Origin of the sequence: Pseudophaeobacter sp. (assembly GCF_048267565.1) — a bacterium.
GTDB lineage: Bacteria > Pseudomonadota > Alphaproteobacteria > Rhodobacterales > Rhodobacteraceae > Pseudophaeobacter > Pseudophaeobacter profundi.
Map to the genome: position 1 here is coordinate 39935 of NZ_JBLWXG010000015.1, position 21220 is coordinate 61154.

The window sequence follows — 21220 nt, forward strand, 5'->3', positions numbered from 1 at the left end:
ACCCATGTTCGATAAAATGACCCTCCAAGTGCTCGCCAATCACGCTCGCGCCGCGGCCGAGAACATGGGCCACACCCTGCAACGCACTGCGCACTCCGCTTTTGTCAAGGAAACGCAGGACTTTACCGTGATGCTCATGGATCAGACCGGGGATACCTTCGCGGTGCCGATGGACCTGGGCGCGACCTGGTATCCCGGCATGGCCTATGGCCCGGCGATTAAAATGGTCGAGGGCGAATACCGTCCCGGCGATGTGGCCTTCACCAATGATCCCTATTCGGGGAACGTTGCGACCCATGCGCCCGACACGCATCTATGGAAGCCTGTGTTTGCGGAAGGCGAGATCGTCGCCTGGACCGGCGGCCACATCCACAACACCGATATGGGCGGTGCGGTGCCCGCCTCCCTGTCGCGCTCCCTGACCGAGATCCAGCAGGAGGGCATCCGCTTTCCGCCCATGAAGCTGGTGAACGAGGGTGTCTTTGACGAGCAGATCCTGAAAATCATGCAGACCAACGTCCGCAAGCCTTCGCTCAACATCGGCGATATCAAGGCCCTCGTCGGGGCGCTCAACACCGGCGAGCGCAAGGTTCATGCCATGGTCGAGCGCTTCGGCAAACAGGGCTTTCTGTCCGGCGTCGCGACGCTGATGGATCAGGCGGAGGCACAGGCACGTTCAATCCTGTCGGAGATCCCCGATGGCGACTACGTCTTTGCCGACTATGCAGATGAAGACAGCGACGAGGCCAATCCCTGCCGTCTGAAACTGACCCTGAAGATCCGGGGCGAGGAGGCGATCCTTGATTTCACCGGCTCCGATCCGCAGCTGACATCCTCGCTCAACGTGCCCTCTGGGGGCAATCCGCGTCATACCATGCTGTTGGTGGGGGTGTACTATGTCCTCTATACGCTGAACCCGCGCATTCTGCTGAATACCGGCCTGACCCGGCCGTTCACTTGCATTGCCCCGGAAGGCACGGTGCTGAACCCGGTGGAACCTGCGGCGGTCGGCATGCGGTCGCTGACCTGTGCGCGCCTGCGTTCCGTCATTTTTGGCGCCTTCGTGCGGGCGATCCCTGACCGGATGCCCGCAGCGCCGGCGGGCAACAACTGCATCGTCAACGTAATGACCCGCGACGAGCGCAGCCAGAAAACCGTGATTGCCGCCGTGAACCCGGTGGTTGGGGGCGGCGGTGGCATGCCGACCCGCGACGGCACCAACGGGTCCGGCGCCGATGCGGCCTATCTCGCCAATACGCCCATCGAGATCACCGAAACCGAAGTCCCGGTCGAGTTTGTCAAATATGGGTTGGCCAAGGACACAGGCGGAGCCGGGCGCTGGCGGGGTGGACTGGCCACCGAAATGGCGTTCCGCGTTTTCACGCCGGACAGCCGCATCACGGCACGCAACCGCGACCGTAGTCGCTTCCGCCCCTGGGGCACCGGTGGCGGCAAGGCTGCCGGACTCGCCGATATGGTGGTGAACCCCGGCACACCGGACGAGCGTCGTATGGGCTCCAAGGATACGGCGATCCTGCAACCGGGCGATGTGCTCGGTGTGCGATCCGCCGGGGGCGGCGGGCGAGGCTGCCCGCTTGAACGCGAACCCTGGCGCGTGCTGCAAGATGTGGCGCGGGGCTATGTCTCGGTCGAGGCCGCCGCACGCGATTATGGCGTGATCGTCGCCAATGGCATGGTGGACGAAGCCGCGACCGAAAAGGCGCGCGCAGCCATGCAGACGACCTCGGATGCCGTTTTCGACTTCGGTCCCGAGCGCACTAACTATGAGGCGCGCTGGACCGATGCGGCCTATGACCGGCTGACTGAGATCCTGATGGCCTTGCCTATTCACTGGCGGTTTTTCACTAAGACCGAGATCTTTCGGCGGATCGAGGGCAAGGGGGCGGAAGCCGTGGACGCGGCCTTTGACGCCACTTGCACGCGGTTTCCCGAACTGCCGCGCCCCGCTGCCTGTGCCGAGGCTGCGGAATGACACAGGGGCGTCTCGTGCGATTGGCCGAGACGGCCCGCTCTGCCGTCAGTTTTCGCCTCGATGGCGAGGCGCTGACGGGGCTTGACGGGGATACGGTGCTGACGGCGATTTTGCTGTCACGCCGCGCCCTGCGTAAGGCCGAATTCGGTCCCGAAGACCGTGCCGGTTTTTGCCTGATGGGGGCCTGCCAGGACTGCTGGATCTGGCAGGAGGATGGACCGCGACTGCGGGCTTGTTCGACCCCGCTGCGCAAGGGGATGCGCCTGCGCAGCGCGGCAACTGAGGCACAATGGCCCGGAGGGTGCGGCGAAGGAGATCCATTATGACCCGTGTTCTGATCGTCGGGGCCGGACCTGCCGGAATTCGCGCCGCGGAAACCCTGGTCGCGGCGGGCCTGCACCCTGTCGTTGTGGACGAAGCCGCCCGCGCAGGGGGCCAGATCTACCGCCGCCCGCCGGTGGGGTTCAGCCGCGCGCCCGAAAAACTCTATGGAAGTGAGGCCCCTAAGGCGCGCGCCCTCCATGACACGTTTGACGCGCTGGTTGCGGAGGACCGTATTACACATTTGCCCGAACGCTCCGTCATGGCGCTGCGGGATGGGGTCGCGCATGTACTGGGCGCCGCGCGTGAACGCGTCTGCTATGACCGGCTGATCGTGGCAACCGGCGCGACCGACCGGCTGGCGCCCGTGCCCGGTTGGCAAGTGGGCGGCGTCTATTCTTTGGGCGCGGCGCAGATCGCACTGAAGGCGCAAGGCATTGCTCTGGGACGGAAAATCGCGCTGGCAGGCTCCGGTCCGTTGCTGACCCTGCTGGCAACGCAGCTTATTGCAGCCGGGGCGAATGTTGCGGCTGTTCTGGATACCGCGCCAATGCGGGCTCAAATCGTCGGCGGTTTGCAGATGGCGCTGGCGCGTCCGTTCGTGACATTGCGCGGGCTCAGATTGCGTGCAGCGCTAGGAAGGCTCTATCACGCTGCTGTGACGCTGGAGCGGATCGACAGCGGCGGCTCGGGACCAACCGCGATCCACTGGTGCGACGGGTCGGGCACTTCGCGACACACAGATTGCGACATGGTCGGGCTTGGCTGGCATTTGCGTGCCGATAGCACCGTGCCGGATCTGGCGGGTGCCTCTTTTGCATGGAACGAGACTTTCGATCAGTGGCTGCCCGAGACCGATCAACTGGGCCGCGCCAAACACGGGCTGTATCTGGCGGGGGACGGGCTGCGTATTCTGGGCGCGGACGGGGCGGAATTGGCCGGACAGGCCGCTGCCATCGCCTGCCTTCAGGATTTGGGCCTTCCGCATCGAAACCCCGACCCGATCCTGCGCAAGCTGGCGCGGATGCAGCGCTTTGCGGCGGGGATGTCGCGCGCCTTTCCCTGGCCGGGGGAGGCGCTGCAATCGCTGCCCGACACCGCCACGATTTGCCGCTGCGAGGGGATCTCTGCCGGGGATCTGCGCGCGACACTGCCCTTATCGGGTGCCGAAGCAAACCGGGCGAAATCGCTCGCTCGGGTCGGCATGGGGCGATGCCAAGGCCGCTACTGCCAGCTGGCTGGGGCCGAGATTCTTGCCGCCGCATCAGGCCGCCAGCCAAAGCAGGTCGGCCGATTGCGCGCCCAGCCCCCAGCCCGCCCGGCAGGGATTGGCGCCTGGCTGACAGAGGCGACGGAGGACGCAGAATAATCTGCCAATCCGGCGCATCCCGCAGAGAATTCTACTGTGGCGCGGCATTCGGCAGCTAACACCGCGCCCCTCGCTACATTCTGCCTGCAAAGATAAAAGGAGATGCCTATGCCCGGCTTCGACGCCCCGCTGCCAGCGGGACATTTCATCGCGGGTCGTTACGTGCCAGATGATGCCGTGATCGACGTGATTTCGCCCTCGACCGGCGCGAAAATCGGAGCAATCCCGCGCGGCGACGCCAGTGTTGTGGATATGGCCGTGAAGGCCGCCCATGCGGCGCGGGCCGCCTCGAACTGGGGCGGGATCACGCCGCGGGACCGGCTGAAGGCGATGCATGCCTGGGCCGATTTGATCGAACAGGAAGCCGAGCGTCTGGCCTGGCTTGAAGCGATCTGTTCGTCGCGACCGATGAGCCAGGCCAAGACCGGCGACGTGACGGTCACCGCCGACCAGATCCGCTTTTTCGCGGAATTCGCCGATAAAGAAGGCGGCGCGCTGGTGCCCACGTCCGATGCGGCCTTTGGCTACATCGCGGATGAACCCTACGGTGTGGTCGGTGCGATCACGCCCTGGAATTTCCCAATCTCCATGGCAGGCTGGAAACTCGGCCCGGCGCTGGCCGCAGGCAATGCGGTGGTCCTGAAACCTTCGGAAATGACCCCCTACAGCACGCTATATCTCGCGGAACTGTCGGTCCGGGCGGGCATTCCGGCGGGACTGATCAACGTGGTGCTGGGCGATGGGCCTGTGACGGGGACGGCAATCACCGGCCATCCGCAGATCGACAAAGTGTCCTTCACCGGCTCCACCCGCGCCGGCTCTGCGATCATGGAAAACATCGCCCGCACCGGCATCAAACCAATGACGCTGGAGCTGGGCGGCAAGAGCCCGATGGTGGTCTTTGCCGATGCCGACCTCGATCTGGCGGCGGAATGCCTCGACAAGGGGATCATGCCCAATGCAGGCCAGTTCTGCGTCGCAGGGTCGCGGATACTCGTCGAGGAGAGCATTGCCGACGCGCTCGCCGAGCGGCTCACAAACCGGTTCGCGCGCTATACCCCGGCCGATACACTGGCCGATACACTGGCGGCAGACGCGGGGTTCTCGCCGATCATCTCGTCAGGCCAGCTGGCGCGCATCGACAGTATCGTGCAGGCCTCCGTGTCGCAAGGCGCGGACCTCCTGTGCGGCGGCAAGGCCTTTGACCGGGAGGGCAGCTATTACCAGCCTACGCTGATCACCGGCGTCACCCAGGACAATCCGGCCGTGACCGAAGAGATCTTCGGCCCCGTCGCGACCTTCCAGACCTTCAAGGGCGAGGACGAGGCGATGGCGATGGCCGCGCACCAGACCTACGGGTTGGCGGCGGGTCTCTTCACCCGCGACCTGAGCCGCGCCCTGCGTCTGTCGCGCCGGATCGAGGCGGGGACGATCTGGGTCAACCGATATGGACGCTCACGCGATCATATCCTACCAACCGGGGGCTGGAAGGCCTCGGGCCTTGGCAAGGATCTCGGCCGCGAGGCCTATCTTGCGAACCGCCGCAGCAAATCCGTCCTGATTGATCTTTGAAATAGGTAGTTTTCCATGACACATCACTCACTTGCTCTCATTCCCGGTGATGGGATCGGCGTCGACGTCACACATGCCGCGATCGAGGTTCTGGCCGCTGTCGCGAAGGGGCGTTTCACCTTTGAAACCAAGACCTTTCCCTGGTCGTGCGAATATTACACCGAAACCGGCCGGATGATGCCGGAAGACGGAATTGACACTCTGCGTGGCTTTGATGCGATCTATCTCGGGGCGGTGGGCTGGCCGGACACTGTGCCGGATTCCGTCTCGCTCCATGGGCTGTTGCTGCCGATCCGCAAGGCCTTCAACCAATATGCCAACATCCGTCCGCATCGCCTGCTGGAGGGCGTCGAAGGTCCCTTGAAAGCGGACGGTTTCGACATTCTGTGCATCCGCGAAAACACCGAAGGCGAGTATTCCGGTGCCGGTGGTCGCGTGCACGAGGGCAAGGACAACGAGGTTGCGGTCGAGACGTCCGTGTTCACCCGCGCGGGCGTCGAGCGTATCCTGCGCTTTGGCTTCGAGCAGGCTCGGAACCGCCGCAAGCACCTGACTTCGGTGACAAAATCCAACGCGCAGAAATACTCGATGGTGTTCTGGGACGAGGTGACAAAGGAGCTGGCCGCAGAGTATCCCGAGGTTACCGTCAGCCATATGCACATTGATGCAATGGCGGCGAAGATGGTGATGGCACCGCAGGATCTTGACGTCGTGGTCGCCTCAAACCTCTTTGGCGATATCCTCACCGATCTGGGCGCCGCGATCCAGGGCGGCCTCGGCTTTGCCGCATCGGCCAATATCAACCCGGACCGCAGCGCGCCGTCGATGTTCGAGCCGGTGCATGGTTCCGCACCGGATATTGCAGGCAAGAATATCGCCAACCCCATCGCCGCAATCTGGTCGCTGGCGCAGATGCTGGAGCATCTCGGTGAGGCAGACGCGGCCGAGGCCGTGCTGTCAGCCATCGAGGCCGCCACCGCGAAGGGCATCGGCATCCGTCCCGGCCTTAACTCCACCGAAGACATCACCGCGGCTGTCATCGCCGCACTGGAGGCCTGAGCCATGAACCAACACACGACATTTCCCGCTGACATCCGCGAAAACCTGAAAGATCCCAGCCTGTTCCGCGAGGCCGCGCTGATCAACGGCGACTGGATCACGCGCAACGACATGGAGGTCAGCAACCCGGCCACCGGTGGTGTTCTGGGCCATATGCCTGATTGCACCGCAGCCGAGACCACCCGCGCGATTGCGGCGGCAGAAGAGGCGATGCAGGCTTGGAAAGCGCGCACCCACGCAGAGCGCGCCGACCTGCTGATGGCCTGGTATCAGCTGATGATCGACAACGCCGATGATCTGGCGATGATCCTGACTGCCGAGCAGGGCAAACCCCTGGCAGAAGCACGTGGCGAGGTGACCTACGGGGCGTCCTTCGTGCGCTGGTTCGCTGAAGAAGCGCGCCGCATCAACGGCCACATCATCCCCAGTCCGGTGAAAGGCAAGAAGATCTTCGCGATGAAGGAACCGGTGGGCGTCTGCGCCATCATCACGCCGTGGAACTTCCCGATCGCGATGATCACCCGCAAGGTCGCTCCGGGCCTGGCGGCCGGTTGCACCATGGTCATCAAACCATCGGATTTCACGCCCTATTCGGCGCTGGCCGTCTGTGTTTTGGCCGAACGCGCGGGCATTCCCGCCGGTGTTCTGAATGTGCTGACCGGGCAGCCTGCCGAAATCGGCGCGACGCTGACCGGCTCGCCTGTGGTGCGCAAACTTTCGTTCACCGGCTCCACCCGCGTGGGTGCGCTGCTGGCCGAACAATGCGCCCCGACTCTGAAAAAGATGAGCCTGGAGCTGGGCGGCAACGCGCCCTTCGTGGTCTTTGACGATGCCGACCTGGATGCCGCTGTCGAAGGCACCATGGCCTCCAAGTTCCGCAACGGCGGTCAGACCTGCGTCTGCGCCAATCGCATTCTGGTTCAGTCGGGCATTCATGATCGCTTCGTGGCGGCACTTGCCGCAAAGGTCGATGCGCTCAAGGTGGCGTCGGGTCTGGACGCGGGCGCCGACATCGGTCCGATGATCAACTCTGCGGCAATCACCAAGATCAACGCCCACGTGGCCGACGCCCTGTCCAAAGGCGCCTCCCGCGCCACCGCGACGCGCGATCTGCCCGACCAGTTCGCCGATCCAGTGGTCCTGCAAGGCGCCACGACCGAGATGCAGCTGGCCGGAGAGGAAACCTTTGGCCCGGTGGCGCCGATCTTCAAGTTCGAGACTGAAGAAGAAGCGCTCAAGATCGCCAATGGCACCCCCTTCGGTCTGGCTGCGTATTTCTACACCACCGATATGGCCCGTGCGTTCCGCTTTGGCGAAGCACTGGAATCCGGTCTTGTGGCGTTGAATACCGGCGCGCTCAGTCATGCCGAAGCGCCCTTTGGCGGCGTGAAAAGCTCCGGTCTTGGTCGTGAAGGCGCGCAAGAAGGCATCGAGGAATACCTTGAAACCAAGGCGTTTCACTTCGGTGGCTTATAATAGATCTGGCTTTTTGGCGAGGGGATCGGCACTGCTGCTCCCCCGCCATATCAAAATTTCTGATGCCTCATCCATTGGCAAAACTGCCGGATGTCATGACGGTCGCCGAGGCCGTCCGGCTCGACCAGGTAGAATTTCTTCGATAACGTCAGGTTAAGATCGAATGGCGCAACGAGGTCGCCTACTTCAAGGTCGCTGCGCGCGAAGCCCGCCACCATTTGCCTGCATTGTTGGCGTGACAAACCGTGTCGGACGGATCACGTTCATCAGGTAAACTTCCATCCCTTGATGCCAATCCTCATCGCTGATTTCGAGAACCGGTCCTTTTGGTCCGTGGCCAGCAGAGTTCACCAAGACATCGATGCGGCCCCAACGGTCCTTCGCACCCTCGACCAAAGCGTTCAGCGCTTCTCCATCGAGGTTTGCGCCCGTTACGCCAGTCCCAGCCCGTGGAAGCACTCTGGAAGCACTCTGGAAGCAGTTCGCGCGCGAAACACAGCGACAATCAAACCCAGATGTAAAAAACGGCACAACCCACTGTCAGCACTGTCAGCCGCATGGGACAGGCGCCGAGAATTTGCAAGCGGTACAGGGTCCGTGTTGTTTACCAACAAATACTAAAGCATGTCGCTTTGATATTCCAAAGAAGTCGCAGACGTAAGATGATAACCTGCCTTTCGCCAGTGCGGCTATTGCTTACGCAGCATTAGCGGTCCGGGGAGGGGGCGGCGAAAGTGGCGCTCAAGAGTCGCTTCCGCCAAACCCGCCATTCAAAAGTCTCGGAAAGGCGAGACCTTGTTTGCACTCAGGCGCATCTTGCAGATCATCCAGGGTGAAGATGTGGTACACAGCCATGTAGAAGTGTTTTGGCAAAACGGGTCGGGCTCGCTGCTTCAGGCTCAACAATTGGGGACGTTCACAGCAAGTCCGCCCAGCGAAGTTTCTTTATACTTTTCACTCATATCGGCCCCGGTTTCGCGCATTGTGGCGATCGCGGAGTCCAAAGAGACGATATGAGTGCCGTCGCCCCGAAGCGCCAAAGACGCAGCAGTGACAGCCTTGACGGCACCAAGTCCGTTGCGCTCGATGCATGGCACCTGGACTAGGCCCTTGATCGGATCGCAGGTCATTCCAAGGTGGTGCTCAAGCGCGATTTCTGCCGCCGTTTCGACCTGAGCTGGCGTACCGCCCATGACGGCAGCGAGCCCTGCTGCGGCCATGGCACTTGCCGAACCAACTTCGGCCTGGCACCCACATTCGGCCCCGCTGATCGATGCGTTGAACTTGATGATGCCGCCGACCGCGGCCGCCGTCAGCAGGAACGTCTCGATATCGGCTTGAGTGGCTTCGGGCACATGATCTAGCCAATAGCGCAAACTGGCAGGAACAACGCCAGCAGCTCCGTTGGTTGGCGCGGTCACGACTTGCCCCCCTGCTGCGTTTTCTTCATTCACCGCCATCGCGTAGACACTGATCCATTCGTTGACGACATGGCCCGCTGTTTGGTTCGCGCGACGTTCGGCACTCAGGCTTGCGTAGATGTCAGAGGCACGACGTCGCACGTTCAAGCCGCCAGGAAGAATGCCGCGCGCTGATAGCCCGCGATTCATACAGGTCTTCATTGTCGTCCAAATTCTTAAAAGTCCTTCGTTTAGATCTGACGGTGCGCAGCATGCCAGTTCATTTGCACGTTTTAGCTCTGCAATGCTGTGCTCCGAGGTTCGGCACATTTCCAGCAAGCCCTCTGCGGTCGTGAACGGAAAAGGAACATCCGAGGTCTGGGTGACCGTCTCGTCCAGGTACTCACTGGGCGTTTGAACGAACCCCCCGCCCACTGACAGGTAGGTCTCTTCCAGCAACAGCGAGTGGTCAGCTGCAAGTGCTGTGAGTGTCATCCGGTTTGCATGGTTTTCAAACGGTGCATCAAAGTCAAACGTGAGATCGGTCTTCGGATTAAATTGCAGGGTCTCAAAACCCGGTGGGGCGAGTGTTTTGGTTGCTGTGACTTTGTCCAATGCAAACTGCGCGGCCTCGGGATCAAAAGTGTCAGGCGCAAAGCCGGCGAGACCGAGAATGGTCGCGCGGTCCGTTCCATGTCCGACGCCGGTGAAGGCGAGTGAGCCATAAAGCGTCGCTTTCAACCGCGCAGGTGAAAGCTTTCGGGTCCGAAGGGATTCTAGAAACCGTGCAGCGGCCACCATTGGACCCATCGTATGGGAGGATGACGGACCAATCCCGATCTTAAAGATATCAAAGACGCTGATGAACATTTGGCTTTGTGTTAGACAGCGGGCCAACCGAGCGCGTTTGCCTGCGCAATTGCTTTGGTGCGAGAGGTTGTTCCAAGCTCCTTGAGGATTGCGGAGACATGAGTTTTGATGGTGCTTTCAGACAAATCAAGTTTTCGCGCAATTTCCTTATTTGAAAGCCCTGCGCACATTAGCGTCAAAACGTCGGATTGTCGGTCTGTCAGTTTTATCTCTTGAATTGGCAGCGATGGCTGCAACGCATCGCTTCTGTCTGCTTTCAAAAAACTTCTTGGTAGGAAAATCTCTCCCTGCAGTATGAGGGAAACAGCATTCACCAGGATCTGTGGATCGGCAGATTTTGGGACAAACCCATCTGCGCCGCTAGACAGGGCCGCGCTGATCACATCATTGTCTTCAATGCCGGAGATCATCGCAACAGGTGTTGCGGGATGAACTTGTTTAAGCCGAGTCAAACCATCCATCGCCGAGGCATCAGGCAGTTTGATATCCATCAATACAAGGTCGACGTCAGTGTGGCGCTGCAAAAAAGACAGAGCCGTTGCGACGGTCTCCGCGCCCTCTACGCGCATGTCAGCAAATGAACCTTCTAGCAGGTTCTTTACGCCAGTACGTATCAAGTGATGGTCATCAACGATCAAAATGACAGACATGCACCGCGCCTTTCCAAACCCTTGCATCCAGGTATTAACAGCCTGCCAACCATTCTGTCACTATGCAGAGATGCCGCAAGATTTCGAAATGGTTTAGGCTTTTGAGACGCGTACCTTTGTTCCACGGCTAAGCTCCGACTTTCGAGGCGGTGTGGATGTGGTAATAAATCCGCGAAAAGTCCCGCAAAAGCTCGTTGTGGAGGGATGTTGTGTTGATGGCGGAGAAATTCCGAGCCTCCAACCTGTTGAAGTGGGACGAGCGGCTGCTATCGACCAGTTTTTCCAACTCTTTGCGCTGTTTCTGGATTGTCTTCCTGACTTTGTCGTCGTTTTGCAGCGCCGCAGATAGTGCCACATGAAGACCGTTACGGATGACCTCTAGAATTGCGAGCAGTTCATTCTCGCCTTGGGTAGAAAATCTGGTCTCCGCATCTGAAGTGGCACCAAATTGTTCCGCCGCATTGGCCACCAGATCAGACACATGCCAAAGGTTGGTGGTAAGTAGCAACAGATTCATCACGGTCTTGCTGTCGGCGTCCGAAATCTCCTCGCGGCTGATCTCGGTAAGGAACAGCTTGACCTCTTCGGTAATCATCGTGACCCGGTCTTGATTGGCTTGGATGGTCTCAAGATCGGGCGTGGCATTGCTAGAAATACTATTTGTCAGACGTGCCAGGGAGCCTTCGATATACTCATTGATCCGGTATAGCTCGCGGGTTGCACTTGTCAGCGCCAAAGCAGGCGAGCAGAGAAGATCACGGTCAAGGTACTTTGTCGTAGGCTCAAAGCCCGGGGGGAGCGTGTTCGAAAATACATGCTCCATTGCGCGCGCGGCCGTTCCGACCCAAGGCAGGAAGAGCAGCGCGACGATGAAATTGAACCCCATATGCGCATGAAGCATGATCTGTTCATTGTCTGAAAACCGCGCAATCTGGTCAATAATCATTGGGAGGAAGGGCAACACGAGGAGCGTAGCCGTGAGTTTGAAGCAGGCGTTGCCAATCGCTGCATGTTGGCCCTGCCCGCGTGCCTGAAGCGTGGCTAGAATGGGCGGGACTGTCCCGCCAACATTGGCGCCAAGCACCATGACCAGCCCGGTTCCCAGAGGGACAACGCCCGAGGCGGACATGGCGCTGATCAACAATACGACGGCGAGGCTTGAATGGACCAGCCAGGTCAGTATGGCAGTCAGGAACACGGTCAATAAAACTTCGCCTTCGAGGGCAGCGAACACAAAGCCAAGCACCTCGGATTGCCGTAACGGCTCCGACGCGGCGCGGACGAGGCTGAGAGCCAACAGCACAAGTCCCAGACCCAGGAGTGCGCGGCCAATCTGGCGTCGGGCATAGACGGTCGACCGCCCGTGCAACATCACACCGACAAACACTGCGACATAGGAGATCCATGTGGGGTTGAAGGATAGGATTTGCGCTGCAATGGACGTGCCAATATCCGCGCCTAGCATGACCGCGAGGGCTACTGTCGTGGAGATCAAACCCTTGGCCGCGAATGAAGAAATAACCAGCGCGGTCGCCGTGCTGCTTTGCAAGACAAGCGTAATGCCAAGCCCGGCGGCAAAGGACGGGATCCGACCATTCAACGAATTGCTCAAAGCAACCCGCAATGACCCGCCAAAGGCTCGCATAATCCCCGTGCGGACCAGGCGAATGCCCCACAGCATCAAAGTCACAGATCCTGCGATCTGCATGAGTACAAGAGTGCCGGAAATTGCTCCGCCTCCTTCCAATAGGTGCAAGCGTCAGTGGGAAAGGATCTGACTTAGGAACTTCTGCGTCCGGTCCACTTTCGGGTCATCGAAGAAGGCTGCGGGTTCGTTTTCCTCGACGATCTCGCCTTCATCCATGAAGATCACCCGGTCCGCGACGGATCGTGCAAAAGACATCTCGTGCGTCACGCAGAGCATGGTCATACCGGTCTCAGCCAGTTCAATCATCACATCCAGTACCTCTTTGATCATCTCGGGGTCCAGCGCCGATGTTGGTTCGTCAAAGAGCATGATCGACGGACTCATACAGAGTGACCGAGCGATGGCGACGCGTTGCTGCTGCCCGCCTGACAGCTGTCCGGGGTATTTATCCTTCTGCTCGGCAATGCCGACACGCGTGAGATAGCGGATTGCCGTTTCTTCGGCTTCGGCCCGTGGCATATTGCGCGCCCAGACGGGCGCAAAACAAAGGTTGTCAAGGATTGTCATGTGCGGGAACAGGTTGAACTGTTGGAACACCATGCCGACCTCACGGCGGATATGTGTGATATTCTTCAAGCTCTTATCGAGCAGAGTGCCGTTGACCGTGATCTTGCCGTCCTGATGCTCTTCCAGGTGATTTATGCATCGGATCAAGGTCGATTTACCCGAGCCGGACGGCCCGCAGATCACGATCCGTTCGCCCTTGGCCACGGTCAGGTCGATGTCCTTGAGGACATGGAAATCACCGTACCATTTGTTGACGTTTTGCATCGCGATGACGGTTTCGTCCTCGGCAATGCTGCTTTGAAGTTTGGGTGTCATGTAAAGGCTCCTGAAGGATGTGCGGTCAGCGGGTGCTCGGCCCGCGTTGTTCAAGCTGGCGGCCGTACAGGCTGAGGCCGTAGCAGATCAGCCAATAAACGAAGGCGGCGAAGACATAGGCCTCGGCCTGAAAGCCCAGCCAGTCGGTGTCGAGTGCGGCCCCTTTGATCATGCCCAGAAAGTCCAGAAGGCCCACGATGATGACGAGAGACGTGTCCTTGAACAATGCGATGCAACGACCAATCAGCGGCGGCAGCACGTGCCGCAAGGCCTGGGGCACGATGATGAAGGCGACCGTGTAGAGAGGCGATACCCCAAGTGACAGCGATGCCTCGTTCTGACCTTTCGGTATGGCTTGCAGGCCGCCGCGCACCACCTCTGCCATGTAGGCCGAGGAAAACAGGATCATGCCGATCTGGATGCGGAGCAGGTTGTTGATCACCAGTTCAGCTGGCAAAAATAGTGGCATCATGACCGACGCCATGAAGAGAATAGTGATCAACGGCACGCCACGCAGCAGTTCGATGAAGGTCACGCACAGAACCTTGATAGCGGGCGAGCCATAGTGACGACCCAGAGCCAGCAGTATGCCAAGCGGGATCGAAACGATCACACCGACCAGCGCCAGCATGATACTCAACATCAACCCGCCCCAGACGGACTGGTCGACCGCTTGCATCCCAAACGCCCCACCAATCATGATCAGTGCGAAGATCGGCAAGATGGCCCAGGCAGCGATCAGAGTGCCCCCCCTAATACGATCCGAATAGGTCAGCCAGGCAAGGACCAGCAAAGCAAGCCCTGCCACGCCCGGACGCCAAGCAAGATCCTGCGGATAGACACCAATCATCAAGACCTGGAATTTCTCGATGATGAAAGGCCAGCAGGCACCGCCGTTCTGACGACAGATCTCATCATCACCTGCATAGGTCGCTGAAAAGAATATCCAATTCAGCATGTCGGGAACAAACGACAAAAGCAGCGCAGTGATAAACAGCGTGATGACAGTGTCGAACCAGCTTCCAAAGAGATTGCTGCGGACCCAAGCGATTGCCGCGACTTGGCGTGCAGGGGCAGGCCGTGCCGGAGATGGCTGAAAGGAAATGACAGTATCTTTCATGAGTTCACCTTTCGACGATCTGGACACGCGCATTCAGCACATTCATGCCAAGCGAGATGATTAGGTTGATGGTCAGATAAACAGCCATCCACATGGCGATGATTTCGATCGCTTGACCGTTCTGACCAATGATCGTGCCCCCGATAGACACCATGTCTGGATAGCCGATTGCGACGGCAAGCGAGCTGTTCTTGACCAGGCTGGCGTAGTCGTTTGTGGTGGCTGGGATGGTGACGCGCAAAGCTTGCGGCAGAAGAACCTGCCGGATAACGACGCCCCGCGAGACACCAAGCGCGTTGGCGGCCTCGATTTGCCCGGCATGGACAGATTGAATACCGCTTCGAACGTTCTCGCCGATGAAAGCGGCAGTGTATAGCACCAGTCCAATCAACAGCGCGGCGAACTCTGGCTTCAGAGCCAGCCCGCCTTTGAAGTTGAAGCCTTTATAGACAGGCAACTCACTTCCGATGGGTCGATCCGTGGCGACATATGACAGCGCACATAAGATCACCAGGATGACAAGCCCACCCCAAAACCCCGGCACGGACCGGCCAGTACGCACCTTGTAGGCCCGCGCCCATCTCCAGAACACAAGCGCTAACCCAAGTGCGACGAGCGCGGCCACAGTAAAGACGGCAAACCCGTCTTCAGCCAGTGGGCGCGGTAGGTATATCCCACGTTTCGAGATGTAGTAGCCTTCGGCCAGTTCGATGGCGTCGCGCGGGTGCGGAAGTGAAGCCAAAACGACCGTATAAACAAAAAACAACGTCAGAAGCAGCGGAAGGTTGCGTAGGGTCTCTACATAGACTGACGCGCATTTGGCCAGCAGCCAATTGTTTGACACCCGCGACACACCGACAATGATGCCCAAGACGGTTGAAAAAACGATGGCAAGCGCCGAGACGAGAAGCGTGTTCAGCACACCCACGAGAAAGGCATAACCGTAGCCGCGTGACGGATCGTAGTCTATCAGACTGTCACCAATGGGGAGTCCAGCTTCGTGCCACAGGAACGAAAAACCGCTTTCGATCCCGCGGATTTCCAGGTTCTTTTGCGTATTCGCGAATAGAAGGTACGCGACCCCAAGAACCGCCAGAAGGACACTGGCTTGCAATATCAAAGAGCCTAGCGATTCCGCAGAAAGCCCTGACTTCGGATTTCGTTTTGTTGTGTTCATTTTGAGATGCCTTGGCCAGAGTGACGGTCGACCCGAAGGCCGACCGCGCCTGCTCGACTAGTAAGAAATGTGCTTAGCGAATTGGCATCGCGTAAAGCAGGCCACCTTCGGTCCACTGCGCGTTCACGCCGCGCTCAAGCCCCAGGGTCGAGGTTAGATTGCGATCGTAGATCTCACCATAGTTGCCGACGGCGCTTAGCACATCGACCATCCAGCTGCTTTCAAGGCCGATGAACCCGCCAGTATCACCGGTGGCACCGAGCATCCGCTGAACCGCTGGGTTGCCAGAATTTGCTGCCATATCCGCGACGTTGGCCTGAGTGACGCCAAATTCCTCTGCTGTGACAAGACCGTAGACGACCCAGGTTACAATGTCTTTCCACTGGTTGTCGCCGTGGGCAACGAGAGGCGCGAGCGGTTCTTTCGAGATCACTTCGGGCAGGATAACGTGCTCGGATGGGTCAGCAAAACCTGCGCGGAAAGCGGCAAGCTGGCTGGAATCTGTGGTCAAAGCATCGCAGCGGCCCGAGGCATAGGCCTCAACCGCCTCGCGCTTTCCTTCAAAGACAACCGGCTCCAGTGTCAGGTCGTTCGCCCGGGCAAAGTCCGCAAGGTTCAACTCAGTGGTGGTGCCGGTCGTCAGGCAGACCGTCGCCTCGTTCAGCTTAGTCGCGCTTGCAATACCTGCAGCGGCGCTCGTCATAAAGCCCTGGCCATCATAGAAGACGACAGCGGTGAAGTCGACGCCCTCGGCGCTGTCCCGCTTCATCGTCCATGTGGTTGTGCGCGAGGTCATATCAACCTGACCACTCGACACAGCAAGGACCTTTTGCTTGGAGGCCAGCGGCACAAACCGCACCGCATTGCCATCGCCCAGAACGGCGGCAGCAACGGCCCGGCAGATATCAGCGTCTAGCCCTTCCCAAACCCCGTCCGAGTTGGGGTTGGAAAAGCCAGGCACCCCTTCACTGACGCCGCAGGCTAATTCGCCTGCTTCTCTTACATCCTCAAGCGTTCCGGCCGTTGCGGTACCCGCACCTGCAAGGGCCGCAACCGTGATTGCAGCGAGTTTCGTTGAATTTCGCATTATCGTCTCCCAGTTGGTTTGGCGCTGATGAGGCACCTTTTTGGAATTGGGCTTTTGCCCTGTAGCTCGACCGTCAAAATGCTGCGACCGTTGGGGAAAAGTTACGATCGAAAAAGAATTGGTGAACATTGGTCATAGGGACCAGTAAGCCGGGCGCGCCCCTAGAATGTGGCCCCTGAGATTATCCCGACGACCTAGTCCTTTTGGATGAGGCTTGATTTAATCAAATAATAACAGCACATTAACTCAACCCTATTTCCCACATGCAAACTTTCAACGTGGTCCTTCTGGCGTATTTGTCAGCGGCATCTCTGGCCGTCATGCTCTTGCGCATAAATGGAGCTGGGAGTGGGCGCATGGAAAAGCAAATCGTTGTTTTGGGGACTCCCCCACGAAAGAAGATTGAGGAATTTAGCCGTGCGATAAAGGCTTCAACGCTTTTCGACAGTAATCAGAGGCAGGCCAATCCAAATACCTTGATCTACCGCGGCGCGATTGACCGATTAAAGTTTCACCAACTCGCCAAGTCCCTGCACCTTGATGTCTGGATCAGGTCGATTGATGCCAAGCCCATCCAGTTGTTTGTGGCGGATATGGAAGCCACAGTCATTCAGGATGAAATGCTGGATATCCTCGCCGAAGAGCGCGGGATCGGTAATGAGGTCAGCCAAATCACGGCCCGGGCTATGGCCGGAGAGATCGACTTCGCGCAATCCCTGATCGAACGGACGCGCCTTTTGGCCGGAACGCCAGAGACACAACTCAAAGAGCTTTGTGGCCGCATCAGGTACATGCCCGGTGCCAAAGCCCTGCTGACAAACCTGCGCGCCAGTGGCGTGAGAACGGTTCTTGTCACCGGTGGCTATCGCGTTTTCGCTGATGCCGTCGCCGAAGCTTGTGGCTTCGAAGAAGTCGTCGCCAATGCACCGGTCTTATCGAGAGGTGTCATGACGGGTGAACTGGAGCACCCGATTTGCGATGCTGATACCAAACGCGCCGTTTTGCTAAAGCACTGCACAGACCTTGGAATTGACCCGGGAGCTGCATGTTGTATCGGCGACGGTGCTAATGATGTATTGATGCTTAGGGCGTGTGGGTTTCCTGTCAGTTATAAGGGAAAGCCTATTGTTCAAGAAATCGTGGATATAAACATGACACATGGCGATCTCAGTACTCTATTGCTGGCACTTGATGCGAACAATACGAAGGTAGAGCAAGCATGATCTACCGTTTTACACTATTTCTCGGACTATTGTTGTTGGGTCCTGTCGAGGCCTATGCAGCCGGTGAAACCCGGTCTGCAGTTCAGGACAGAGGTTATCTCATTTGTGGCGTAGGCATAGACGATGTCGGGTTCGCCTCGCGGCAGGCAGATGGCCGTTGGACGGGATTCGAAGTCGATTTTTGCCGCGCCGTAGCCGCAGCGGTCCTGAACGATGCTGAAGCAGTGGAATTTGTGCCCCTCGACAGCTTGAACCGCCTACGGGTTCTGCAGGATGGCCAGGTTGACGTGTTGTTTCGCACAACCACACACAACTTCACGCGCGACGTGACCCTCGGTTTGGAATTTCCAGCAATCACGTATTACGACACCCAAAAGGTGCTGGTTTTTGCCGATACCGGTGCATCCAACTTGACCGATCTGGACGGCATGACGATCTGCGCCAATTCAGGAACCACAAGTATCGACAACATCCGCGTCGCGATTGAGCGTGCCGGAATCAGTGTGGAAATTCTTGAAATCGCTTCCCAATCTGGCCGCTGGCGGGCATTTTTTGGACGTGAATGTCAGGCCGTGACTGCCGATGGCAGTGACTTGGCTGCCCGCGTGGCTAGTCAACCTCAATATCGAACCGACTTTGCCTTACTGGAAGATGACATCTCTAACGAACCGTTGGGTGCAGTCGTGCGTCAATCCGACCCGGAATGGGTGCACATTGTCCGTTGGGTGGTGAACCTGACGATCGCAGCCGAAGCGAACGATCTCGGGCAAGGTAGCGATACCGACCAGATCGCGGACATCGGCTTGCCAAGTGGTGACACGCTTGGTCTGGCGGACACGTGGGGCGCAGATGTGATCACACAGGTTGGAAATTACGGTGAGATTTTTGAGCGCAACCTCGGCGCGGGTTCGCCGCTGAACCTGCCAAGGGGTTTGAACCGTCTTTGGTCAGACGGTGGGCTCATGTACCCACTGCCGATGCAAGCGCCGTGATGCGACGCCCCCTAAGTGTCGGGCGTATTGTCTTTCTTTCGCTTCTGTCGATGTCTTTGGGCGCGGCCACGATTGGGTTTGTTGCGGTTTTTGGCATCCAATCCTTCCGTCAAGATTTTGACCGGATCGTAGCCGTTAATCTGCCGCAAGCCACAGTTGCGACCCGACTGAATGCCGAAGTCTCAGGGCTGACAAGCCTTGTCGGACTGCTCCTGGCCGCGAATTCCGAAATTGCTTTGGGGACCATTCGCATTCAGGCAGGCGACCAAATCGACGCAATCAATCGGCAGAAGGATTTGCTACGAGGTTTTGAACTGCGAAACGGCGAATACGCGCACGTAGACCAAAGCCTGAATTCACTGGTGAGCAACTTCAATGCCTTTACCTCCCTCAAGGTTAGGCGGTTGCGCGCTGAAAAGGCCCTTAGAGCGCTCGAGACCGATTTACGGGCGCGGGTAGAAGCCACCCCAGGCAATGAAGCAGTTCTGCTATGGTACCTGGATTTGGATGCCGCCACGCGCCAAAACCAGGTTGAACGATCCGAAATTGAGCTGGAAAAGCTTGGGCCTGAATGGCAGGACCTTGGCCAGAACATCGTAGGGCAACGCCGCGCCTTGCTCGAAATCGAAACCCGTGCCCAAGGGCGTCTGACGCAACACACACAGCTTTCAGAGCGTCTGACCGATGCAACACGGTTCATGGCCTCACGCTTGACCAGTGACGCCACCGCGCGCAGCGCGGCTATTCAATCGCTGATCCAACGCAACCTATATTTTATTCTTTTCTGTTTTCTGGTGTTCGCGCCCATTGGTGCGTTCATCTACACCTATCTGGACAGGAACGTCGTTGGTCGTATTCAGGATCTGACCCGCAAAATGAATGACTATGAGGGTGGGAAGTCACCGAAAGCGTCTTCATCGAACGAAATCGCTCAGATTGAGACGTCGTTTGCAAATATGGCTGAGGCCATAACTGAGCGAGAAGCCCGCCTTGTAGCCTTGAACGAAACCGCGACTGATGCGCGGCGCGAAGCAGAGAAGGCCAATCGGTCCAAGTCAACTCTGCTGGCAGCCGCCAGCCACGACCTGCGCCAGCCCATTCACGCTATGGGCCTGCTGATCGGTGGCATAGACCGCAAAGGGCTGCCGGACGCATCGCGCGAAACGGTTGAGCATCTGGCGGATCTCACACAGGAAACTGTCCGCCTGTTCAACTCGGTGCTGGACCTCTCCAAACTCGAAGCGGGTACGTTCGTCGCAAAGTTAGAGCCGATCAAGCCTGCTGCAATTCTTGCACGCCTCGAAGCAGACCTGCGCCCGCGGGCCCTCAGCGCTGGTGCGCGGCTCAAGTTTTTGCCACCACAGGAAGGGGCCTACGTCAGCGCAGATGAGGATGCTTTGTGCCGCATCCTCAGCAACTTGATCGTCAACGCAATCGACTACGCCGATGAGGGCGACATTACAGTCTCTGTCGAAGAGGACTCAGACTTACTGACATTGATCGTATCCGATACGGGACCCGGGTTTGAGTTGGACGGCGACCACACGCAATCTGGCTCAGTATCTGAATCGCAAAACTACGGACTGGGCCTGTCGATCAGCTTTGCTCTGGCGCGTGCCATGCAGACCGAGCTTTCCATGTCCACGCCCGACGGCGGCGGCGCTCGGTTCGCTCTACCTTTGCGCAAGAGCAGGCCAAGCAAGAAACCGACGCGAGACAACTCCAGTAATGCGCGCGCTTTTGAGCCCTTGGTAGGGTTGAAGGTTGTATTGCTGGAAGACGACTCTGATGTAAATTCCGCTATGTCAGACGGTCTGAGGCGCCTCGGTTGTCACCTGACCAGTTGTCGGACTTCTCGTGAAGCCCTAAGCGCGATCGAAAGCCAACAGACGCCCTTCGTCCTGATAACCGATCACGACCTTGGCCGCGGCATTTCAGCGGATGGGTTGATCGCCGACGCGGTGGACAGGGCTCCAAACCTCATCTCGACGATTATCACTACGGCCACGCCCGGAAAGGCTGCCGATCATTGGAGGGGGACCGAAACGGTACAAATACTGGAGAAGCCTTTCGAGATCAGTCGCCTGGCAAGTCTGCTTCGTCATTTTGCGGCCCGCAGTTGCGATAGGAAGAAGCCTTGAGAGCAGGCCCAATCGGCTGCTATGGAAACAGGAGCAAGCGGGACCGTTCCAAGTTGGCGAGCGGAAAATCCGCTCAGCAATGCTTAAGGCGTCTTGCGGCGATGCGGCAGGATGGTTGCAGCGTATCCGCACCAGATCCATGCCGCCAGATGCCGCCAGCCAGCCCAAAGCATGCGTAATTGGGCTGCCTCTGTTCTGAGGTCGAGCTCCCGATAAGATCACAGGATAGTTGTGAACAAG

Annotated in this window: 16 protein-coding genes and 1 pseudogene; 9 read left to right on the forward strand and 8 right to left on the reverse strand. The window is 58.7% G+C overall.

From position 1 onward, the window contains the following. Window positions 1-4 precede the first annotated feature (4 nt). The 6 genes from ACN0VH_RS19580 (at window position 5) to ACN0VH_RS19605 (ending at window position 7790) form a co-directional block, all read left to right on the forward strand. Window positions 5-1993 carry a hydantoinase B/oxoprolinase family protein gene (locus ACN0VH_RS19580; RefSeq protein ID WP_417702139.1) on the forward strand — a complete coding sequence of 663 codons (1989 nt, stop codon included), beginning with the start codon at window positions 5-7 and terminating at the stop codon, window positions 1991-1993. Then, window positions 1990-2319, forward strand: a complete 330-nt coding sequence (locus ACN0VH_RS19585) for a (2Fe-2S)-binding protein (protein ID WP_417702141.1) — start codon at window positions 1990-1992, stop codon at window positions 2317-2319. The genes ACN0VH_RS19580 and ACN0VH_RS19585 overlap by 4 nt, the downstream gene beginning before the upstream one ends. Then, window positions 2316-3683, forward strand: coding sequence for an FAD-dependent oxidoreductase (locus ACN0VH_RS19590; protein ID WP_417702143.1), 1368 nt, complete (start codon window positions 2316-2318; stop codon window positions 3681-3683). Before ACN0VH_RS19585 ends, ACN0VH_RS19590 begins: the two co-directional genes overlap by 4 nt. Before the next feature lie 108 nt (window positions 3684-3791). Next, a complete protein-coding gene (locus tag ACN0VH_RS19595) occupies window positions 3792-5255 on the forward strand; it encodes an aldehyde dehydrogenase family protein (protein ID WP_417702145.1) in 1464 nt (487 codons plus the stop codon). Window positions 5256-5270: 15 nt separating this feature from the next. Next, complete coding sequence (locus ACN0VH_RS19600; protein WP_417702147.1) at window positions 5271-6314, forward strand: tartrate dehydrogenase; 1044 nt, start codon at window positions 5271-5273, stop codon at window positions 6312-6314. Window positions 6315-6317: 3 nt separating this feature from the next. Beyond that, complete coding sequence (locus ACN0VH_RS19605; protein ID WP_417702149.1) at window positions 6318-7790, forward strand: NAD-dependent succinate-semialdehyde dehydrogenase; 1473 nt, start codon at window positions 6318-6320, stop codon at window positions 7788-7790. Between the two features lie 207 nt (window positions 7791-7997). On the opposite strand, the pseudogene ACN0VH_RS19610 reads toward ACN0VH_RS19605, so the two are convergent. The 8 genes and pseudogenes from ACN0VH_RS19610 to ACN0VH_RS19645 form a co-directional block, all read right to left on the reverse strand. Continuing rightward, a pseudogene (locus ACN0VH_RS19610) lies at window positions 7998-8234 on the reverse strand (SDR family NAD(P)-dependent oxidoreductase); the annotation flags it as partial. Window positions 8235-8689: 455 nt separating this feature from the next. Beyond that, on the reverse strand, window positions 8690-10060 hold the full coding sequence (locus ACN0VH_RS19615) for an L-serine ammonia-lyase (protein ID WP_417702151.1): 1371 nt from the start codon (window positions 10058-10060) through the stop codon (window positions 8690-8692). Between the two features lie 11 nt (window positions 10061-10071). Continuing rightward, window positions 10072-10710: a response regulator gene (locus ACN0VH_RS19620; RefSeq protein WP_417702153.1), complete on the reverse strand. Its 639-nt coding sequence runs from the start codon at window positions 10708-10710 to the stop codon at window positions 10072-10074. Between the two features lie 127 nt (window positions 10711-10837). Next, window positions 10838-12391, reverse strand: coding sequence for a Na/Pi cotransporter family protein (locus tag ACN0VH_RS19625; RefSeq protein ID WP_417702169.1), 1554 nt, complete (start codon window positions 12389-12391; stop codon window positions 10838-10840). 78 nt (window positions 12392-12469) lie between these two features. Continuing rightward, on the reverse strand, window positions 12470-13240 hold the full coding sequence (locus ACN0VH_RS19630) for an amino acid ABC transporter ATP-binding protein (RefSeq protein WP_417702155.1): 771 nt from the start codon (window positions 13238-13240) through the stop codon (window positions 12470-12472). A 25-nt stretch (window positions 13241-13265) separates the two neighbouring features. After that, on the reverse strand, window positions 13266-14393 hold the full coding sequence (locus ACN0VH_RS19635; protein WP_417702157.1) for an amino acid ABC transporter permease: 1128 nt from the start codon (window positions 14391-14393) through the stop codon (window positions 13266-13268). Beyond that, complete coding sequence (locus ACN0VH_RS19640) at window positions 14365-15537, reverse strand: amino acid ABC transporter permease (protein ID WP_417702159.1); 1173 nt, start codon at window positions 15535-15537, stop codon at window positions 14365-14367. Before ACN0VH_RS19640 ends, ACN0VH_RS19635 begins: the two co-directional genes overlap by 29 nt. 73 nt (window positions 15538-15610) lie before the next feature. Next, window positions 15611-16624, reverse strand: a complete 1014-nt coding sequence (locus ACN0VH_RS19645) for an amino acid ABC transporter substrate-binding protein (RefSeq protein WP_417702161.1) — start codon at window positions 16622-16624, stop codon at window positions 15611-15613. Window positions 16625-16980: 356 nt separating this feature from the next. Between ACN0VH_RS19645 and serB the strand changes: the two genes are divergently transcribed. From serB to ACN0VH_RS19660, 3 genes are read left to right on the forward strand one after another with little or no spacing between them, the layout of a single operon-like run. Next, window positions 16981-17847, forward strand: coding sequence for a phosphoserine phosphatase SerB (serB, locus tag ACN0VH_RS19650; protein WP_417702163.1), 867 nt, complete (start codon window positions 16981-16983; stop codon window positions 17845-17847). Continuing rightward, window positions 17844-18839 carry an amino acid ABC transporter substrate-binding protein gene (locus tag ACN0VH_RS19655; RefSeq protein WP_417702165.1) on the forward strand — a complete coding sequence of 332 codons (996 nt, stop codon included), beginning with the start codon at window positions 17844-17846 and terminating at the stop codon, window positions 18837-18839. The genes serB and ACN0VH_RS19655 overlap by 4 nt, the downstream gene beginning before the upstream one ends. Continuing rightward, complete coding sequence (locus tag ACN0VH_RS19660; protein ID WP_417702167.1) at window positions 18839-20980, forward strand: ATP-binding protein; 2142 nt, start codon at window positions 18839-18841, stop codon at window positions 20978-20980. Before ACN0VH_RS19655 ends, ACN0VH_RS19660 begins: the two co-directional genes overlap by 1 nt. Window positions 20981-21220: the final 240 nt, after the last annotated feature.